This window comes from Dyella ginsengisoli (assembly GCF_044904665.1).
Lineage (GTDB): Bacteria > Pseudomonadota > Gammaproteobacteria > Xanthomonadales > Rhodanobacteraceae > Dyella_A > Dyella_A ginsengisoli.
Genome location: NZ_JADIKM010000002.1, coordinates 356,924 through 372,186, shown reverse-complemented (window position 1 = coordinate 372,186; position 15,263 = coordinate 356,924). Strand labels below are relative to the sequence as shown.

11 protein-coding genes are annotated in these 15,263 nt (G+C 70.6%); 7 read left to right on the top strand and 4 right to left on the bottom strand.

The window, feature by feature from the left end; genetic code table 11:
• Positions 1–11 precede the first annotated feature (11 nt).
• Positions 12–1,766, bottom strand: a complete 1,755-nt coding sequence (locus ISP17_RS08600) for a glutamine--tRNA ligase/YqeY domain fusion protein (protein WP_404632681.1) — start codon at positions 1,764–1,766, stop codon at positions 12–14.
• A gap of 127 nt (positions 1,767–1,893) precedes the next feature.
• Here ISP17_RS08600 and ISP17_RS08595 point away from each other — a divergent pair, with 127 nt between their 5' ends.
• From ISP17_RS08595 to ISP17_RS08580, 4 genes are all read left to right on the top strand, one after another.
• A complete protein-coding gene (locus tag ISP17_RS08595; protein ID WP_404632095.1) occupies positions 1,894–2,172 on the top strand; it encodes a putative signal transducing protein in 279 nt (92 codons plus the stop codon).
• 8 nt (positions 2,173–2,180) lie between these two features.
• Positions 2,181–3,104, top strand: coding sequence for a DMT family transporter (locus tag ISP17_RS08590; RefSeq protein WP_404632093.1), 924 nt, complete (start codon positions 2,181–2,183; stop codon positions 3,102–3,104).
• Positions 3,105–3,130: 26 nt separating this feature from the next.
• Positions 3,131–3,649 carry an adenine phosphoribosyltransferase gene (locus tag ISP17_RS08585; RefSeq protein WP_404632091.1) on the top strand — a complete coding sequence of 173 codons (519 nt, stop codon included), beginning with the start codon at positions 3,131–3,133 and terminating at the stop codon, positions 3,647–3,649.
• Positions 3,650–3,832: 183 nt separating this feature from the next.
• Entirely contained in the window at positions 3,833–3,988 is a 156-nt protein-coding gene (locus ISP17_RS08580; protein ID WP_404632089.1) for a DUF3309 family protein, read from the top strand.
• A gap of 130 nt (positions 3,989–4,118) precedes the next feature.
• On the opposite strand, the gene ISP17_RS08575 is transcribed toward ISP17_RS08580, so the two are convergent.
• Positions 4,119–4,721: a hypothetical protein gene (locus ISP17_RS08575; protein ID WP_404632087.1), complete on the bottom strand. Its 603-nt coding sequence runs from the start codon at positions 4,719–4,721 to the stop codon at positions 4,119–4,121.
• Between the two features lie 40 nt (positions 4,722–4,761).
• Positions 4,762–5,733: a DNA-binding transcriptional regulator OxyR gene (gene oxyR / locus ISP17_RS08570; protein ID WP_404632085.1), complete on the bottom strand. Its 972-nt coding sequence runs from the start codon at positions 5,731–5,733 to the stop codon at positions 4,762–4,764.
• Positions 5,734–6,084: 351 nt separating this feature from the next.
• Between oxyR and ISP17_RS08565 the strand changes: the two genes are divergently transcribed.
• Positions 6,085–8,763 (top strand): M1 family metallopeptidase, encoded by a 2,679-nt coding sequence (locus ISP17_RS08565; protein ID WP_404632083.1) that lies wholly within the window; start codon positions 6,085–6,087, stop codon positions 8,761–8,763.
• 319 nt (positions 8,764–9,082) lie between these two features.
• On the opposite strand, the gene ISP17_RS08560 is transcribed toward ISP17_RS08565, so the two are convergent.
• Complete coding sequence (locus ISP17_RS08560) at positions 9,083–9,967, bottom strand: alpha/beta hydrolase (protein WP_404632679.1); 885 nt, start codon at positions 9,965–9,967, stop codon at positions 9,083–9,085.
• A 317-nt stretch (positions 9,968–10,284) separates the two neighbouring features.
• Here ISP17_RS08560 and ISP17_RS08555 point away from each other — a divergent pair, with 317 nt between their 5' ends.
• On the top strand, positions 10,285–14,427 hold the full coding sequence (locus tag ISP17_RS08555; protein WP_404632081.1) for a hypothetical protein: 4,143 nt from the start codon (positions 10,285–10,287) through the stop codon (positions 14,425–14,427).
• Positions 14,420–15,247 carry a peptide chain release factor N(5)-glutamine methyltransferase gene (prmC, locus tag ISP17_RS08550; protein WP_404632079.1) on the top strand — a complete coding sequence of 276 codons (828 nt, stop codon included), beginning with the start codon at positions 14,420–14,422 and terminating at the stop codon, positions 15,245–15,247. Before ISP17_RS08555 ends, prmC begins: the two co-directional genes overlap by 8 nt.
• Positions 15,248–15,263: the final 16 nt, after the last annotated feature.

Sequence of the window (15,263 nt, the reverse complement as noted above, 5' to 3'; positions counted from 1 at the left end):
CGCCACCGGACTCAGGCCTTGCTCGCCCAGGTGTCGCGCAGGGTCACCACGCGATTGAACACTGGCGCGTGGCCGTGATGATCGAGGCGGTCGGCGACGAAGTAGCCCAGCCGCTCGAACTGGAATCGCTGCTCCGGCTCGGCAAGCGACGCGGCGCGTTCCACCCACGCGGTGACCACGCGTTTGGCCTCGGGGTTGATGTGTTCGATCCAGGGCTTGCCGTCGCTTTCGTCGTCCGGCGCGGCCACGCTGAACAGGCGGTCGTACAGGCGCACCTCGGCGGCCACGCCATGCACGGCGCTGACCCAGTGGATGGTGCCCTTCACCTTGCGATCGGCGCCGGGCAGGCCGTGGCGCGACTCCGGATCGAGCGTGCAGCGCACCTCGGTCACGTTGCCGTCGGCGTCCTTGACGATCTCCTCGCACTTAACGATGCCCACGCCGCGCAGGCGCACCTCGCCCTCGGGCTTGAGGCGATGGAAACCCTTCGGCGGCACTTCGGCGAAGTCCTCGCGCTCGATCCACACCTCGCGCGCGAACGGCACGGTGCGGCTGCCGAAGCTCTCGTCCTTGGGGTGGTTGGCGAAGGTGAGGATTTCCTCGTGGCCTTCCGGCAGGTTGGTGATCACCAGCTTCAGCGGATCGAGCACGGCCATGCGGCGCGGTGCGGTGGCGTCGAGATCCTCGCGCACGCAGCCTTCGAACACGGCGTAGTCGATCACGCTGTTCTGCTTGGACACGCCCAGGCGCTCGACCAGCAGGCGGATGCTCGCCGCGGTGAAGCCGCGCCGGCGCAGGCCGCGCAGGGTGTTCATGCGCGGGTCGTCCCAGCCGTCCACGTGACCCTCGTTCACCAGCTGGGCGAGCTTGCGCTTGGAGGTGATCGAGTAGCTGAGGTTGAGGCGCGAGAACTCGATCTGGCGCGGCTTGCTCGGCCTGGTCTCCAGCCCGGCATCGACCAGCGGCTGCCACAGCTCGGGATGGTTGGGCAGGTCGACGTGGTCGACGAACCAGTCGTACAGCGGACGGTGATCCTCGAACTCCAGCGTGCACAGCGAGTGGGTGATCGACTCCAGCGCGTCGGACAGGCAGTGCGCGTAGTCGTACATCGGATAGATCGGCCACGCGTCGCCGGTGTTCTGGTGGGTGACCTTGCGCACGCGGTAGATCGCCGGATCGCGCATGTTGATGTTGCCGGCGGCCATGTCGATCTTCGCGCGCAGCGTCTTGCTGCCGTCGGCGAACTCGCCCGCGCGCATACGCTTGAACAAGTCGAGGTTTTCTTCCACCGAGCGCTCGCGGAAAGGCGAGTTGCGGCCCGGCTCGGTCAGCGTGCCGCGGTAGGCGCGTACCTCGTCAGGCGAGAGGTCGTCCACGTAGGCCTTGCCGTCCTCGATCAGCTTGAGCGCCGAGCGGTAGAACACCTCGAAGTAGTCCGACGCATGGCGCAGCTCGTGCCAGTCGTAGCCGAGCCAGCGCACGTCGTCCTTGATGCCCTCGACGAACTCGGGGTCTTCCTTGCCCGGGTTGGTGTCGTCCAGACGCAGGTTGCACCAGCCGCCGGGGAACTCCTGGGCGATGCCGAAGTTCAGGCAGATCGCCTTGGCGTGGCCGATGTGCAGATAGCCGTTCGGCTCCGGCGGAAAGCGCGTGCGGGTACTGGCGTGCTTGCCGTTGGCCAGGTCGTCGCGAATGATCTGGCGGATGAAGTCGCGCGGCGCGTCGGACGCGGGGCTGGACGGGGCGCTGGGGATTTCGTTGGACATCGGGGACTTCAGCTCGCGACGCGTAGGCGGAAAGCTGCCGAGTTTACCCGGTCGCACGTTGCCGGCCACCCGCACGCCCGGCGCGGCGCGCTTGCCGGGGTGCCGCATCCGCACTAGCTTGCAGGGCATGCACATCGCCTACCGCGCCGAAACCCTGATCGATGCCCACCTGGTGAAGGACGCGCTGGAGCGCGCCGAGATCCCTGCCTTCGTCACCGGCGAATACCTCACCGGCGGCGTAGGCCAGCTGCCGGCGATGGATTACGTGGCGGTGATGGTGCCGGAGTCCGCGCGCGAGGCGGCTGCCCGCGTAGTGGCCGAGGTGGCGCAGGTGCTGGCCGAATCGCGCGCAGCATCGGCCGGCTGGGATGCCGATCCGGACCTGTCCGGCCCGCTCATCGCCTGAGTCCGCCGATGGCCGCTTCCTCGACCGATCCGGCGCTGCCGGGAGTGACTGCGCTGCCGCATCGCGCCGACGTGCTGGCGATGGTGGCCGGCGCGGCGCTGCTGTCGTGCACCAGCATCTTCGTGGTGCTGGCGCAGGTGGGGCCGGCGGTTTCGGCGTTCTACCGCATGCTGTTCGGTGGCGTGGCGCTGCTGGGTTGGGTGGTCGTCACCGGACGCTGGCGGCCGATCACCCGTCGCGACGCGCTGCTTGCCCTGCTGCCGGCGCTGGGGCTGGCCGGCGACCTGCTGCTGTGGCATCGCTCGATCCTGTGGGTGGGGCCGGGCGTGGCCACCCTGCTGACCAATTTCCAGGTGTTCCTGCTCGCGCTGGTGGGCGTGGCGGCCTATCGCGAACGGCTGGCGCCGGGCATCTGGCCGGGCATGGCGCTGGCGCTGGGCGGGCTGTGGCTGCTGGTCGGCGCGCACTGGTCGCTGTTCGACGCGGCGCATCGCCTCGGCGTGTGGTTTGGCCTGGCCAGCTGCCTGGCCTACACCGTGTACCTGCTGAGTTTTCGCCGTGCGCTGTCCGGGCGCGCCGCGCTGGCGCCGGCGCAGTTCCTCGGCCTGATGAGCCTGCTGTGCGCGGCGGCGCTGGGCGCGTGGTGCGTGGTGGAGCGCGAGTCGCTGGCGCTGACCACGCTGCGCGGCTGGACTTCGCTGCTGGCGCTGGGCCTGCTCGGCCAGGTGGTCGCCTGGTTGCTGATCGTGCGCTCGATGCCACGGCTGCCGGCCTCGCTGGTCGGCCTGCTGTTGCTGCTGCAGCCGGCGCTGGCCTTCGTGCTGGACGTGCTGCTGTTCGGCCGCCCGACGGTGCTGCTGGACTGGTGCGGCCTGGCGCTGGCGCTGGCCGGCATCCTGCTCGGCACGTGGCGACCGCGCCAGCGCGCCTGATCTCCCTTCCATCGACAGGATCGTCCATGTCCTCGTTCGCTTCGCTGGTTCGCGCCGTGCCCGATTTTCCGGGCCCGGGCATCGTGTTTCGCGACATCACCCCGCTGCTGGCCGACGCCGGCACTTTCGCCCGCTGCATCGACGCGCTGGCCGAGCCGTGGCTGGGGCAGGGCGTGCAGGCGGTGTGCGGGATCGAATCGCGCGGCTTCATCTTCGGTGCGGCGCTGGCGCAGAAGCTCAACGCCGGCTTCGTGCCGCTGCGCAAGCCGGGCAAGCTGCCGCCGCCGGTCACCGGCGTGGACTACCAGCTCGAATACGGCAGCGACCGGCTGGAAGCGCGCGTTGATGCGCTCAAGCCCGGCGAACGCGCGCTGATCGTCGACGACGTGCTGGCCACCGGTGGCACCTTGCTGGCCGCGCGGGCGCTGGTGGAGCAGCTCGGCGCACGGCTGGCCGGCGCGGTGGTGCTGATCGAGCTCGATGCGCTGGGCGGAAGGCTGCGCTGGACCGGTGATGCGCCGTTGCACAGCCTGCTGCATTACTGAGTCGAAGCGGGAGCGCCTTCGCAGCGTTCGGAGCGGAGACGCGGGGTCTGCATGGACCGCCTTCGCCATTCGTTGACGGCTCGGACACCGGACTAGGACGACTGTCACGGCATGCGCGGCGTGTTGCCGCGGCTACGTGCCGCTGCTGGTCGCGGCGCGTCCACCGCAACGGAGGAACCGTCCATGCTCGTCACCATTCTGATCGTGCTGCTCATCCTCGCCCTGATCGGCGGCCTGCCCACCTGGGGCTACTCGCGCAGCTGGGGCTACGGGCCGTCCGGCATCGTCGGCGTGATCCTGGTGATCCTCGTGGTGCTGTGGCTGCTCGGCCGCATCTGATCGAGCGCCCTGCCCAGGCGATGCGCATGGCTGGTCTCTGACGCCCTCGCGCTCCCGATCGGCGATCAAGCATCCCGCGATGCGCCTCGTGCGCTTCGCGGGATGCTTGTTTTGGCGCCTCCGCTACCGCTTAGCGCTCGATAGTGAGCGACTCCACGTACACCAGTTCGCAGGCGCCGTTGCCGGTGTCCTCGCGGGTCAGCGAGCTGTTCCAGTGCCAGCCGTCCGGGCGGCTGGCGTCGACCAGGAAACCCTCGATGCGCACCACCTCACCGGGGCGCACGCGATCGAGCATCGCGCGCACGCCGGCGTCGGCGGGAATCAGGTGCATGTTGGCGCTGGACTCTTCGATCTCGCGCCGGGGAATCGGGTAATCCTTCACGCGCCAGTAGTAGAAGCGGCCGGACTGGCTGATCTCGATGCGGTCCAGCACCTGGCTGTCGGACATGCGGCCCCAGCCGAGCGCCAGGTCGGTCGGCGCCAATGAGGCGCCGGCGTCGAAGCGGTAGTCCTCGCGGGAGAGCACGCGCGCGGTGGCGTCGAAGTGCGCCCGCGTGACGAGCGTGACGTCGTCGCGCTGCAGCTGCGCCGGGGTATCGAGGTCAACCTGCTCCGGCACGTCTGCGGCGAGCACGCCGGGCGCGGCGTGCAGCGGGCGACGGCTCCAGGAATGCACCGCGCCCCAAAGCACCAGCACGCCGACGGCGGCGAGGGCGAGTTGGCGGCCAGTCATGCGCGCCGCTCCCTCGCGTGAACGTTTCTGCACGATCCGCTCATGCGTGCGGGGCCTTGGCCTTCGCGCCGGCCGGCTTGCCGGGGCGCGTGGGCGTGGCGATGGAGCGGGGGTCGAGCAGCTCCGGCGGCAGGCGCTTGAACACCGCGGCCAGTTTCTGCAGGAAGCCATCCATCGCCGAGCTCTTGCGCCACACCATCGCCAGCCGGCGGCTGGGCGCCGGATGCTTGAACTCGATCAGGTGCAGGTTGCCCGACGCCGCCACCGGCGGCTTCACCGCCAGCGTGGGCAGCAGGGTGATGCCGACCTCGGCCGAGACCATCTGGCGTAGCGTCTCCAGGCTGGTGGCGCGAAAGCCGTTGCGTTCACCGGCGCCGGCCAGGTGGCACACCTCCAGCGCCTGATCGCGCAGGCAGTGGCCGTCTTCCAGCAGCAGCAGGCTCTCGTGCGAGAGGTCGGCCAGTTTCAGCTGCCCCTGCTTGTGCGCCAGGTGATGCGACAGCGGCACGGCCAGCACGAACGGTTCCTCGAACAGGTACTCCACGTGTAGGCTGTCCTCGTGCAGCGGCAGGGCGAGGATGCCGGCATCGAGCTTGCCCTCGCGCAGCAGGCGCACGATCACCTCGGTCTTCTCCTCCACCAGCAGCAGTTCCAGCCGGGGAAACGCCTCGCGCACCATCGGCACGGAATGCGGCAGCAGGTAGGGGCCCAGGGTGGGGAAGATGCCCAGCCGCACCGTGCCCGATTCCGGATCGCGCGTGCGCCGCGCCACCGCGCGGATCTGCTCGACTTCGTTGAGCACCTCGCGTGCGCGATCGGCGATCTCGCGACCCACCTCGGTGAGCAGCACCTTGCGCGGGGTGCGCTCCACCAGTGCCACGCCCAGTTCCTCTTCCAGCTTCTTGATCTGGGTAGACAGGGTGGGCTGGCTGACGAAACAGGCCTCGGCGGCGCGGCCGAAGTGGCGGTGCTCGGCGAGGGCGACGAGATAATGCAGGTCTCGCAGGTTCATGGCGCAGTTCGGTCCAGTACATAGCTCATGGCTATGGATTCGATGGTAACAATCAATTTGTGCGATGCAAGAGCAGCACGTATCGTTCCGCTCGTGACTGCTGCGGCGGGCCTCATCCCCTCCGACGCCCGGCCTCCCCGCCTCCGCGGCAGTCCGCCCGCCCGATCGACACCGGCCTTCCCCTCCCGCGCCGATGTCCGGGCCCGCCGGCGACGAAGCCCCCTTCGTCGCCGGTTTTTTTTGCGTGATCCCGCGCACGCGGGGGCACCCACCGGCCATGCCTTCTGGCACTGTGTCGGAAGTCATGCGCCGCCTAGCGTTCGGGGTTCCCTCGTTTCAGGAATCCCCGTCATGCGCCTCGTCCGCCCGCTCCTGCTCACTGCCTTGGCCGCCTGCTGCGCTACCGCGCTGGCGGCCGGAGCCGACCCGGTGCCCCACGGCCGCCTGCCCGGCTGGGCGGTGCCGCAGTCCTACCAGCTTGCCTTCAAGGTCGATCCGCGCCAGGCCGATTTCTCCGGCCGCACCGTGATCAGCGTGAAGCTGGCGCAGGCCTCCGACCATGTGTGGCTGCACGGCAGCGACCTGAAGGTGTCGAAGGTGGTCGTGACCGACGCCGCCGGCAAGCACGCGGCGGGCAAGTACGTCGCCGTGGCGCCGCAGGAAGGCGTGGCGCGCATCGACTTCGGTCGCACGCTCAAGCCGCAGACGATCACGCTGGCCATCGACTACAGCGCACCGCTCAACCAGCAGCTGCAGGGCCTGTACAAGGTCAGCCACGAAGGCCAGCCCTACGCGATGACGCAGATGGAGCCGATCAGCGCGCGCTACGCCTTCCCCGGCTTCGACGAGCCCGGCATCAAGACGCCGTTCGACCTCACGCTGACCGTGCCGAAGGACGAGAACGCGGTGGCCAACACCGCGCAGGTGAAGGAAGTGGACGACGGCAACGGCTGGAAGACGCTCACCTTCTCGCAGACCAAGCCGCTGCCGACCTACCTGGTGGCGTTCGGCGTGGGCCCGTGGGACATCGTCAACGGCCCGGACATCAAGCCGGACGACTACCGCACCACCGTGCTGCCGCTGCGCGGCGTGGCCGCCAAGGGCGAGGGCCACCGCATGCAGCATGTGCTCAGCGAGACGCCGAGCATCATCCACGCGCTGGAGGACTACTACGGCTTCGGCTATCCGTGGGACAAGCTCGACCTGCTCGCCGCGCCGGATTTCTCCGCCGGTGCGATGGAGAACCCGGGCCTGGTCACCTTCCGCGACTGGCTGCTGCTGCTCGACCCGGATTCGCCGGCGCAGTACGTGCGCGGCTCGTTCAACGTCACCGCGCATGAGCTGGCCCACCAGTGGACCGGCGACACGGTGACCACCGCGTGGTGGAACGACATCTGGCTCAACGAGGCCTTCGCCACCTGGATGCAGCAGAAGGTGACGATGAAGGTGCATCCGGAATACCGCGCCGACCTCGACCGCATCCGCGGCGCGCAGGGCGCGATGAACAACGACAGCCTGGTCAGCGCGCGCAAGATCCGCCAGGAGATCACCGGCAACGGCGACATCATGACCGCATTCGACGGCATCACCTACCAGAAGGGTGCGGCGGTGCTGGGCATGTTCGAGAACTACGTGACGCCGGCGGTGTTCCAGCAGGGCATGCGCGCGTACATCCAGGCGCACAAGTTCGGCAACGCCACCGCCGACGACCTAGTCGACTCGATCGCCCAGGCCGCCGACAAGGGCGCGGATTTCAAGAACGCGTTCAAGAGCTTCCTCAACCAGTCCGGCGTGCCGTACGTGCAGACGAAGCTGGAGCAGAAGGACGGCCAGACCATCCTGCACCTGAGCCAGAGCCGCTACCTGCCGGTCGGTTCCACCGGCGACAGTGCGCGCGTGTGGGGCGTGCCGGTGTGCGTGCGCTACGGCACCGCCGATGGCAGCAAGGTGAGCTGCGAAATGCTCGACAAGGCGCAGGGTTCGATGGTGCTGGCCGGTGCCAGCAACCCGACCTGGGTGATGCCCAACGCCGGTGCGCAGGGCTACTACCGCTTCGGCATGACCAAGGCCGACCTCGCCTCGCTGGGCAAGCAGATCGGCTCGCTGGCCGACACCGAGCAGCTGGCCTATGCCGATGCGGTGAGCGCCAGCTTCCGCCACGGCGACATCGATGCCGGCGACGCGCTCGCCGCGCTCAAGCCGCTGGCAGCGTCCAAGACCAACGAGGTCGCCACCGCCCCGCTGGGCACCTTCGGTTGGATCTGGAGCAACCTCGCCAGCACCGACGCACAGCGCGCCAAGCTCACCGCCTGGGCGAAGGACGCCTACCTGCCGCGGCTGGAGTCCCTCGGCTACCGCCGCAAGGCTGGTGAAGCCGACGGCGATTCTCTGATGCGCCGCACGCTGGCCGAATTCCTGGGCATGGACGTCAAGCTGCCGGCGGTGCGCGCCGAGCTGCTCAAGCAGGGTGATGCCGCGCTCAAGCCCAAGGCCGACGGCCGTCTCGACCTCGCCGCCGCCGATCCCGACCTGCTCGGCGTGGCGCTGGGCGTGGCCGCGCAGGAGCACGGCAAGCCGGTGGTCGATGCGCTGATCGCCGAACTGCCCAAGACCAGCGATCCCGCCCTGCGCAACGCGATCCTCGGCGGGCTGGGCAGCGTGGACGACGTCACCCAGGTCGAGCGCATCCGCAACTTCGCGCTCAGCAAGGACGTCAAGGTCGGCGAGATGGCCGCGCTGTTCCGCGGCGGTCGCGATACCCGGGCCGAGCGTGATGGCATGTGGAAGTGGGCCGTGGCGCACTACGACCAGATCCTGGCGCGCACCGGCAGCTTCGCTGGCGGCCGCCTGCCCGGCCTGATGGGCGGCGGCGGCTGCTCCAAGGCCGAAGCCGATCGCCTGCAGGCGTTCTTCAAGGATCGGGTGAACCAGGCACCGGGCGCCGCCCGCGGCCTGGCGCAGACCACCGAGTCCACCTTGCTGTGTTCGGCGCTGAAGCAGAAGCAGGACGCGGCGGCGATCCTGCGCTGAGGTGATGGTCACGCCCGCCCTGTCATCCAGGGCGGACGTGACGTCAGGTTCCAGCCATCGTCCGCGCTGAGCGCGCCCTGCGTCAGCACGCGACCTCGAAGTGCCTCGAAAGAGACGTCCCAGAAATCTCCAAAATCTCCCGACGTCATTCCCGCGAAAGCGGGAATCCATCGTGCTGTTGTGCAAGTTCCAAATGGATTCCCGCTTGACCAGCCTGCGGCTGTTGAAAAGCTCTTCGCGGGAATGACGAAAAGGGGAGGGGCTCCGCAGAAGCGAAACGCCGGACGGCTCGCCGCCCGGCGCTTTCATTGGTGCGACCTCAGGGCGCGCTCACCACCCGCTCCGCCGCCAGCGCCGCGGCGGCCTGCACCCCTGCGTGCTCGCGGATGAAGTCCAGCGTGTCCTTCAGCACCGGCGCCTTGCCGCGCAGCGGGCGAGACATCGCGAGCAGGATCGCGAAATGGCCGATGTCCGGATACAGCGTCACCTGCGCCGACTCGCCGGCTTTCTCCAGGGTGGCGCCCAGCGAACGCGCGTTGCGCGGCCACACGATCCTGTCGGTGGTGCCCTGCATCAGCAGCATCGGCGGCTCGTCGCCGTTGACGAAATGCACCGGCTGCGAATTCAGCTGCGCCGCGTGGGTGGGGCCGAACATGTCGACGAAGTCGGGATCGGTCAGCGGCAGGAAGTCGTACGGACCTGCCAGCCCGATGAAGCCGCGCAGCTGGCTCGGCTTCATGCCCACGCCCTGCAGCCATCGATCGTCGGTGGCCAGCAGCGCGCCGATGTGCGCGCCGGCCGAGTGGCCCATCACGAACAGCGCATCCGCATCGCCGCCGTATTCGCCGGCATGCTCGCGCGACCACTCCACGGCGCGCGCGGCGTCCTGCATGAAGCCGCCCATGCGCACCTGCGGCCACTTGCGGTAGTCGGGAATCACCACCACCAGCCCGCGCCGCGCCAGCGCCTCGCCGGCCCAGCGATACCACTGCCGCTTGCCGGATTTCCAGCTACCGCCGTAGAAGAACACCACCACCGGCGCGCCGTGCGCATCGGCCGGGCGGTAGACGTCCAGCGCCAGCTGATGGCGTGCGTCGAACACGACGTCGCGCGTGGCAGTAATCCCCTGATCGCGCGCGGTGGCGTTGAGGCCGGCGAACAGCGTGGCCTGGCAGCCGGTGAGCAGGCCGGCAGCGACGGTCATCAGCAGTGCGGCAAAGCCGCGTCGGCGGCGCGGGCGCAGCGGGATCACGCGCGCGGCATCGGAACGGTCGCGGGTGGCGCGGGCATGGTCGGAGCGGGTGCGGTTGGGCTGGGGCATCGTTGATCTCTGGCGCTGGGGGCGGCGCGCGGCGTCTGCGGGGGAAGGCGCGGCGAGGGCGTAACCCCGGATCACGCCGGGCGGCGTTTCATCCTTGGGTGCCCCCTTCCATACGACCGGACGGCGGCCCGGGATGCAGCGTGGCCGTCGCGGGCGTCACGGCATCGCCTACACTGCCTGCGCTCACGAAGGGGAAGACCATGGAACGTCGTTCGCGCAACGCGTGGCTGGGCCTCGCGCTGTTGGCATCGCTGATCGCCGCGCCGCTGCGCGCGCAGGACATTCCGCCCGCGCTGCGCGACTGGCAGGGCTGGGTGCTGCACGACGTGCCCGAGCAGGTCTGTCCCCTGCTGAACAGTCCCGACGCCGACCGCAGCCGTCGTCAGTGCGTCTGGCCCGGACACCTCGCGCTGCAGGCTGACGCCGCCGGTGCGCGGTTCACCCTGCAGGTGCGGCTGGATGCTCCCGGCTGGGTGGCGCTGCCCGGCGACACGCACGACTGGCCGCAGCAGGTGCGCGTGGACGGCCAGCCGCAGCCGGTGCTCAACCACGGCGACGAGCCGTCGCTGTGGCTGGGCGCCGGCAGTCATCGGCTGGACGGCGTCATCGCGTGGACGGCGCGGCCGTCGACGCTGGCGCTGCCGCCGTCGATCGCGCTGGTCGATCTGTCGATCGATGGCGTGCCGGTGGAGCGCATCGAGCGCAACGACGATCGACTCACCCTGGGCGAGGCCGCCGCCGCGGCGCGCGCCGCCGATGCGCTGTCGCTGCGCGTCTATCGCCAGCTCGCCGACGGCCTGCCGCCCACGCTGGAAACGCGGCTGCAGATCAACGTCGCCGGCACCGCGCGCGAACAACTGCTGGGCCCGGCGCTGCCGGCCGGCTTCGTCGCCACGGCCCTCTCGGGCGATCTGCCGGCGCGGCTGGAGAGCGACGGCCGGCTGCGCGTGCAGCTGCGTCCCGGCCAGTGGACGATCACGCTGGATGCGCGGGCTACCGCGCCGCTGGCCGGCGTGACGTGGAAGCCGCCGGGTGCGCCGTGGCCGGCGCAGGAAATCTGGAGCTACGCCGACAACACCGACCTGCGCGGCACGCGCGTCGAGGGGCAGGGCGTGGATGCCACTCGCGCCGGCGTGCCCGCCGACTGGCTCAGCTTCCCCGCCTTCGCGGTGGACGCCAGCCACGGGCTCGCCGTTGCAGAAGGCAACCGCGGCGACCAAGGCGGGCAGGGCGACCAGCTGCAGCTGCAGCGCGAGCTGTGGCTGGACTTCGACGGCCGCGGCCTCAGCGCGGTCGATCACCTCACTGGCACGCTGCGTCATCACCAGCGGCTCGACGTCGGCGCGCCGTGGCAACTGCAGCGGGCTGAGCAGGCCGGGCAGCCGCTGCTGATCAGCCAGGGCAAGGGCGGACGCAGCGGCGTCGAGCTGCGCCAGCAGGCGTTGGACCTGCGCGCCGGCCTGCGCGTGCCGCAGCACGGCGGGAGCCTGCCCAGCGGCGGCTGGCAGATCCCGCTGGAAGGCATTGACGCCACGCTGCATCTGCCGCCGGGCTATCGCCTCATCGGCGCGGGTGGTGCGGACCGTTCGCCGGATTCGTGGATCGCGCAGTGGACCCTGCTGGACCTGTTCGTCGTGGCGCTGATCGCCCTGCTCGCCGGCCGCGCGCTCGGCTGGCCGTGGGCCGCGCTGGCCGCCGTATTCCTCGCGCTGGCCCAGCACGAGAGCGGCGCCCCGCGCTGGACGCTGGCGGTGGCGCTGGCGCTCGTGCTGCTGCTGCGCGCGCTGCCGGACGGTCGCCTGCGTGCTGCGGCGCGTTTCGTGGCGCTGGCCGCGTTCGCGCTGGCGGCGCTGTGGACGCTGCCGTTTGCCGCCACGCAATTGCAGTACGCGTTGCATCCGCAGTTGGAGGGGGGCATCGCGCAGCGCACATCGTCGCGGGTGGTGCAGACGCAGATGATGGAGCCGGCTCGGGTAGCGGAGCAGCAGCGCCGCGTGCAGATGGACAAGTCGGCTCTGCCGCCGCCTCCCGCACCGCCCGCGCCTCCGTCAGCGATGGCCGCGCCGCTGCCGCCACCGCCGGCGCTGGACGAAGCCACCACCAACGCGCCGTCGGATCGCGAGGGCGTCCGTCAGTTGGCCATTGCCGCCGCCAGCGCGCCGCTGGACAGTCGCAGCGTGGTGCAGGCCGGTGCCGGCGAGCCCGAATGGAACACCGGCAACAACTATCGGCTCAGCTGGTCCGGCCCCGTCACGGCGGAGCAGACCACGCGTCTGGTGATCGCACCGGCGTGGCTGGTGCGTCTGCTGCGCGTGCTGATGGTGGCCCTGCTCGGCGTGCTGCTCGGACGCATGGTGCCTCCGCTGGTCACGCCGCTGCGCGGGCACTGGAACGACTGGCGACGCGGTGCGGCGAGTGCCGCCGTGCTGATGCTGGCGCTGCTCGGCCCGCATGCGGTTCACGCGCAGCAGACGCCCGCGTCGCCGATCCCGGACCAGGCGCTGCTCGACCAGCTGCGCGCACGTCTTACCGAGGCGCCCAAGTGCGCGCCCGACTGCGCCGCGATCGCTGACGCCCAGCTGCAGGCCGCTGGCGACACGCTCGACATCGCGCTTGAAGCGCATGCCGGCGCGGACGTCGGGCTGCCGCTGCCGCAGGGCGACGACGCGCTCGCCCTGCTCGATGCGCGGCTGGACGGCCAGCCGGCTGCGTTGGCGAGCCGCGATGGCGCGCTGATGCTGCGGCTGGATCGCGGCGTGCATCGCGTGACGCTGCACTACCGCCTCGCCGCCGGTGCCGACAGCGCCAACCTGCGCTTTCCTCTTCAGCCCGGGCACGTGGGCTTCATCGGCAACGGCTGGAGCGCCAGTGGTCTGGACAACGACCGCCTGCTTGGCGACAGCGTGGCGCTGAGCCGCGTGCGCGCGGCCGCCGACGGCAGCGCCCTGGCGATCACGCAGAGCCTGCCCGCGTACGTGCGGGTCACCCGCCAGCTGAGCTTCGGCGTGGACTGGACGGTGCAGACCACGGTGGAACGCCTGGCGCCACAGGACGGTGGCTTCAGCGTCAGCCTGCCGCTGCTGCCCGGCGAGCATCCGCAGGGCGACGGCGCGCTGGTGCGCGATGGCGCCATCCAGGTGAGCTTCAGCGCCAACGATCCGGTGATGATGTGGACCAGCCGCCTCGATCACGCGCCCACGCTCACGCTGAAGGCCCCACCGCTGGGCGAGCGCGCCGAGGTCTGGCAGATCGATGCTGCGCCGATGTGGCACGTGGACGCCGCCGGCGTGCCCACCAGCGCGACCTCGCACGGCCTGCGCTTCCAGCCGCTGCCCGGCGAGACGCTCACGCTGGCGTTGAGCGAGCCGAAGGCGGTGGCCGGCAGCAGCATCGCGTTCGATCGCGTGCAGGTGTCGACCGCCGCGGGCGAGCGTGCCAGCGAGACCACGCTTGTGGTCACCGCGCGCAGCACCCGCGGCGGCGAGCACGCGATCACGCTGCCGAGCGGCGCCGAGCTGCTGCAGGCCCGTCGCGACGGCGAGCCGCTCAACCTCGCCGTGCGCAACGGCCAGCTCGGCCTGCCGCTGCTGCCCGGCGCGCACCGCTACGAGGTGCTGCTGCGCGAACCCCGCGGCGTGACGATGCGCACCGTCACCTCGACCTTGGACCTGCGCGCGCCGGTCGCCAACATCGCGCTCGACCTGCACTTGCCGCAGGATCGCTGGGTGCTGTGGACCTGGGGCCCGTCGATGGGCCCGGCGGTGCTGTACTGGTCCCAGCTGGTGGTGCTGCTGCTGGCCGCGTGGCTGCTGGCGCGCTACGCGCCCACGCCGCTGCGCTTCCATCACTGGCTGCTGCTGGGGCTGGGATTCTCCGCGTTCGCGTGGAGTGCCTATGCGCTGGTGGTGGCGTGGCTGATCGCGCTGGGGTGGCGCGCGCGCGGCGTGCGGCTGGGCGATGTCGCGTTCAATCTCGTGCAGGTCGCGCTGGCGGTGCTGACCGCGCTGGCCCTGCTGGCGTTGATCGGCGCCGTGCCGCGCGGCCTGCTTGGCCTGCCGGACATGCACGTGGCCGGCAACGGCTCCACCGCCTGGCAGCTGCGCTGGTTCGCCGACCAGAGCAGCGGCGTGCTGCCACACGCCGGCGTGTTCAGCGTGTCGCTGTGGGTCTACAAGCTCGCCATGCTCGCGTGGGCGCTGTGGCTGGCCAATGCACTGATCGGTTGGCTACGCTGGGCCTTCGGTGCGTGGAGCGAAGGCGGCTACTGGCGCAAGCACGCCGCCCCGGCGACACCGCCGGAACTGCCACCGACCTCATCCAAGGATTCCGCTCCGCATGACTGAAGTACGCCACGCCCTCGGTGACGCCACGCGTCGCCTCGGCGACCGCGTCGATGCCGAGGTGCTGCTGCAGCACGTGCTGCGTCGGCCGGCCAGCTGGCTGATGGCGCACGCCGACGACGTGCTCTCACTGGCCGACGAGCGCGCCTTCGCCGAACTGGTGCGACGACGCCAGCTCGGCGAGCCGGTGGCCTACATCACCGGCCGACGCGGCTTCTGGTCGCTGGAGCTGGAGGTGACCCCGGCCACGCTGATCCCGCGGCCGGAGACCGAGCGGCTGGTGGAACTGGCGATCGATCGCCTCGCCGAGGACGCGCCTGCCCGCGTGGTCGATCTGGGCACCGGCAGCGGCGCCATCGCGCTGTCGATCGGTACCGAACGGCCGCGCGCGAAGATCCTTGCCACCGACGCCAGCGCCGAGGCGCTGGAGGTCGCCCGACGGAACGCGCGACGGCTGTGCATTCCCAACGTGCAGTTCGTGCAAGGCGACTGGCTGGCGCCGCTGGGCGAGGCGCGCGTCGACCTGATCGTGTCCAACCCGCCCTACATCGAAGCAGACGATCCGCACCTGGCGCGGGGTGACCTGCGCTTCGAGCCGGCCAGCGCGCTGGCGTCCGGTCGCGACGGGCTGAACGACATCCGCCGCATTGTCGTCGACGCCCGCCATCATCTGCTGCCCGGCGGCTGGCTGCTGTTCGAGCACGGCTGGAACCAGGGCGAGGCGTGCCGCGCGCTGCTGCAGGCGGCCGGCTACGGCGAGGTGTTCAGCGCGCAGGATCTGGAGAAGCGCGACCGGGTCAGCGGCGGGCGGCAGCCACACTGAACATTCCGGGCCGCTA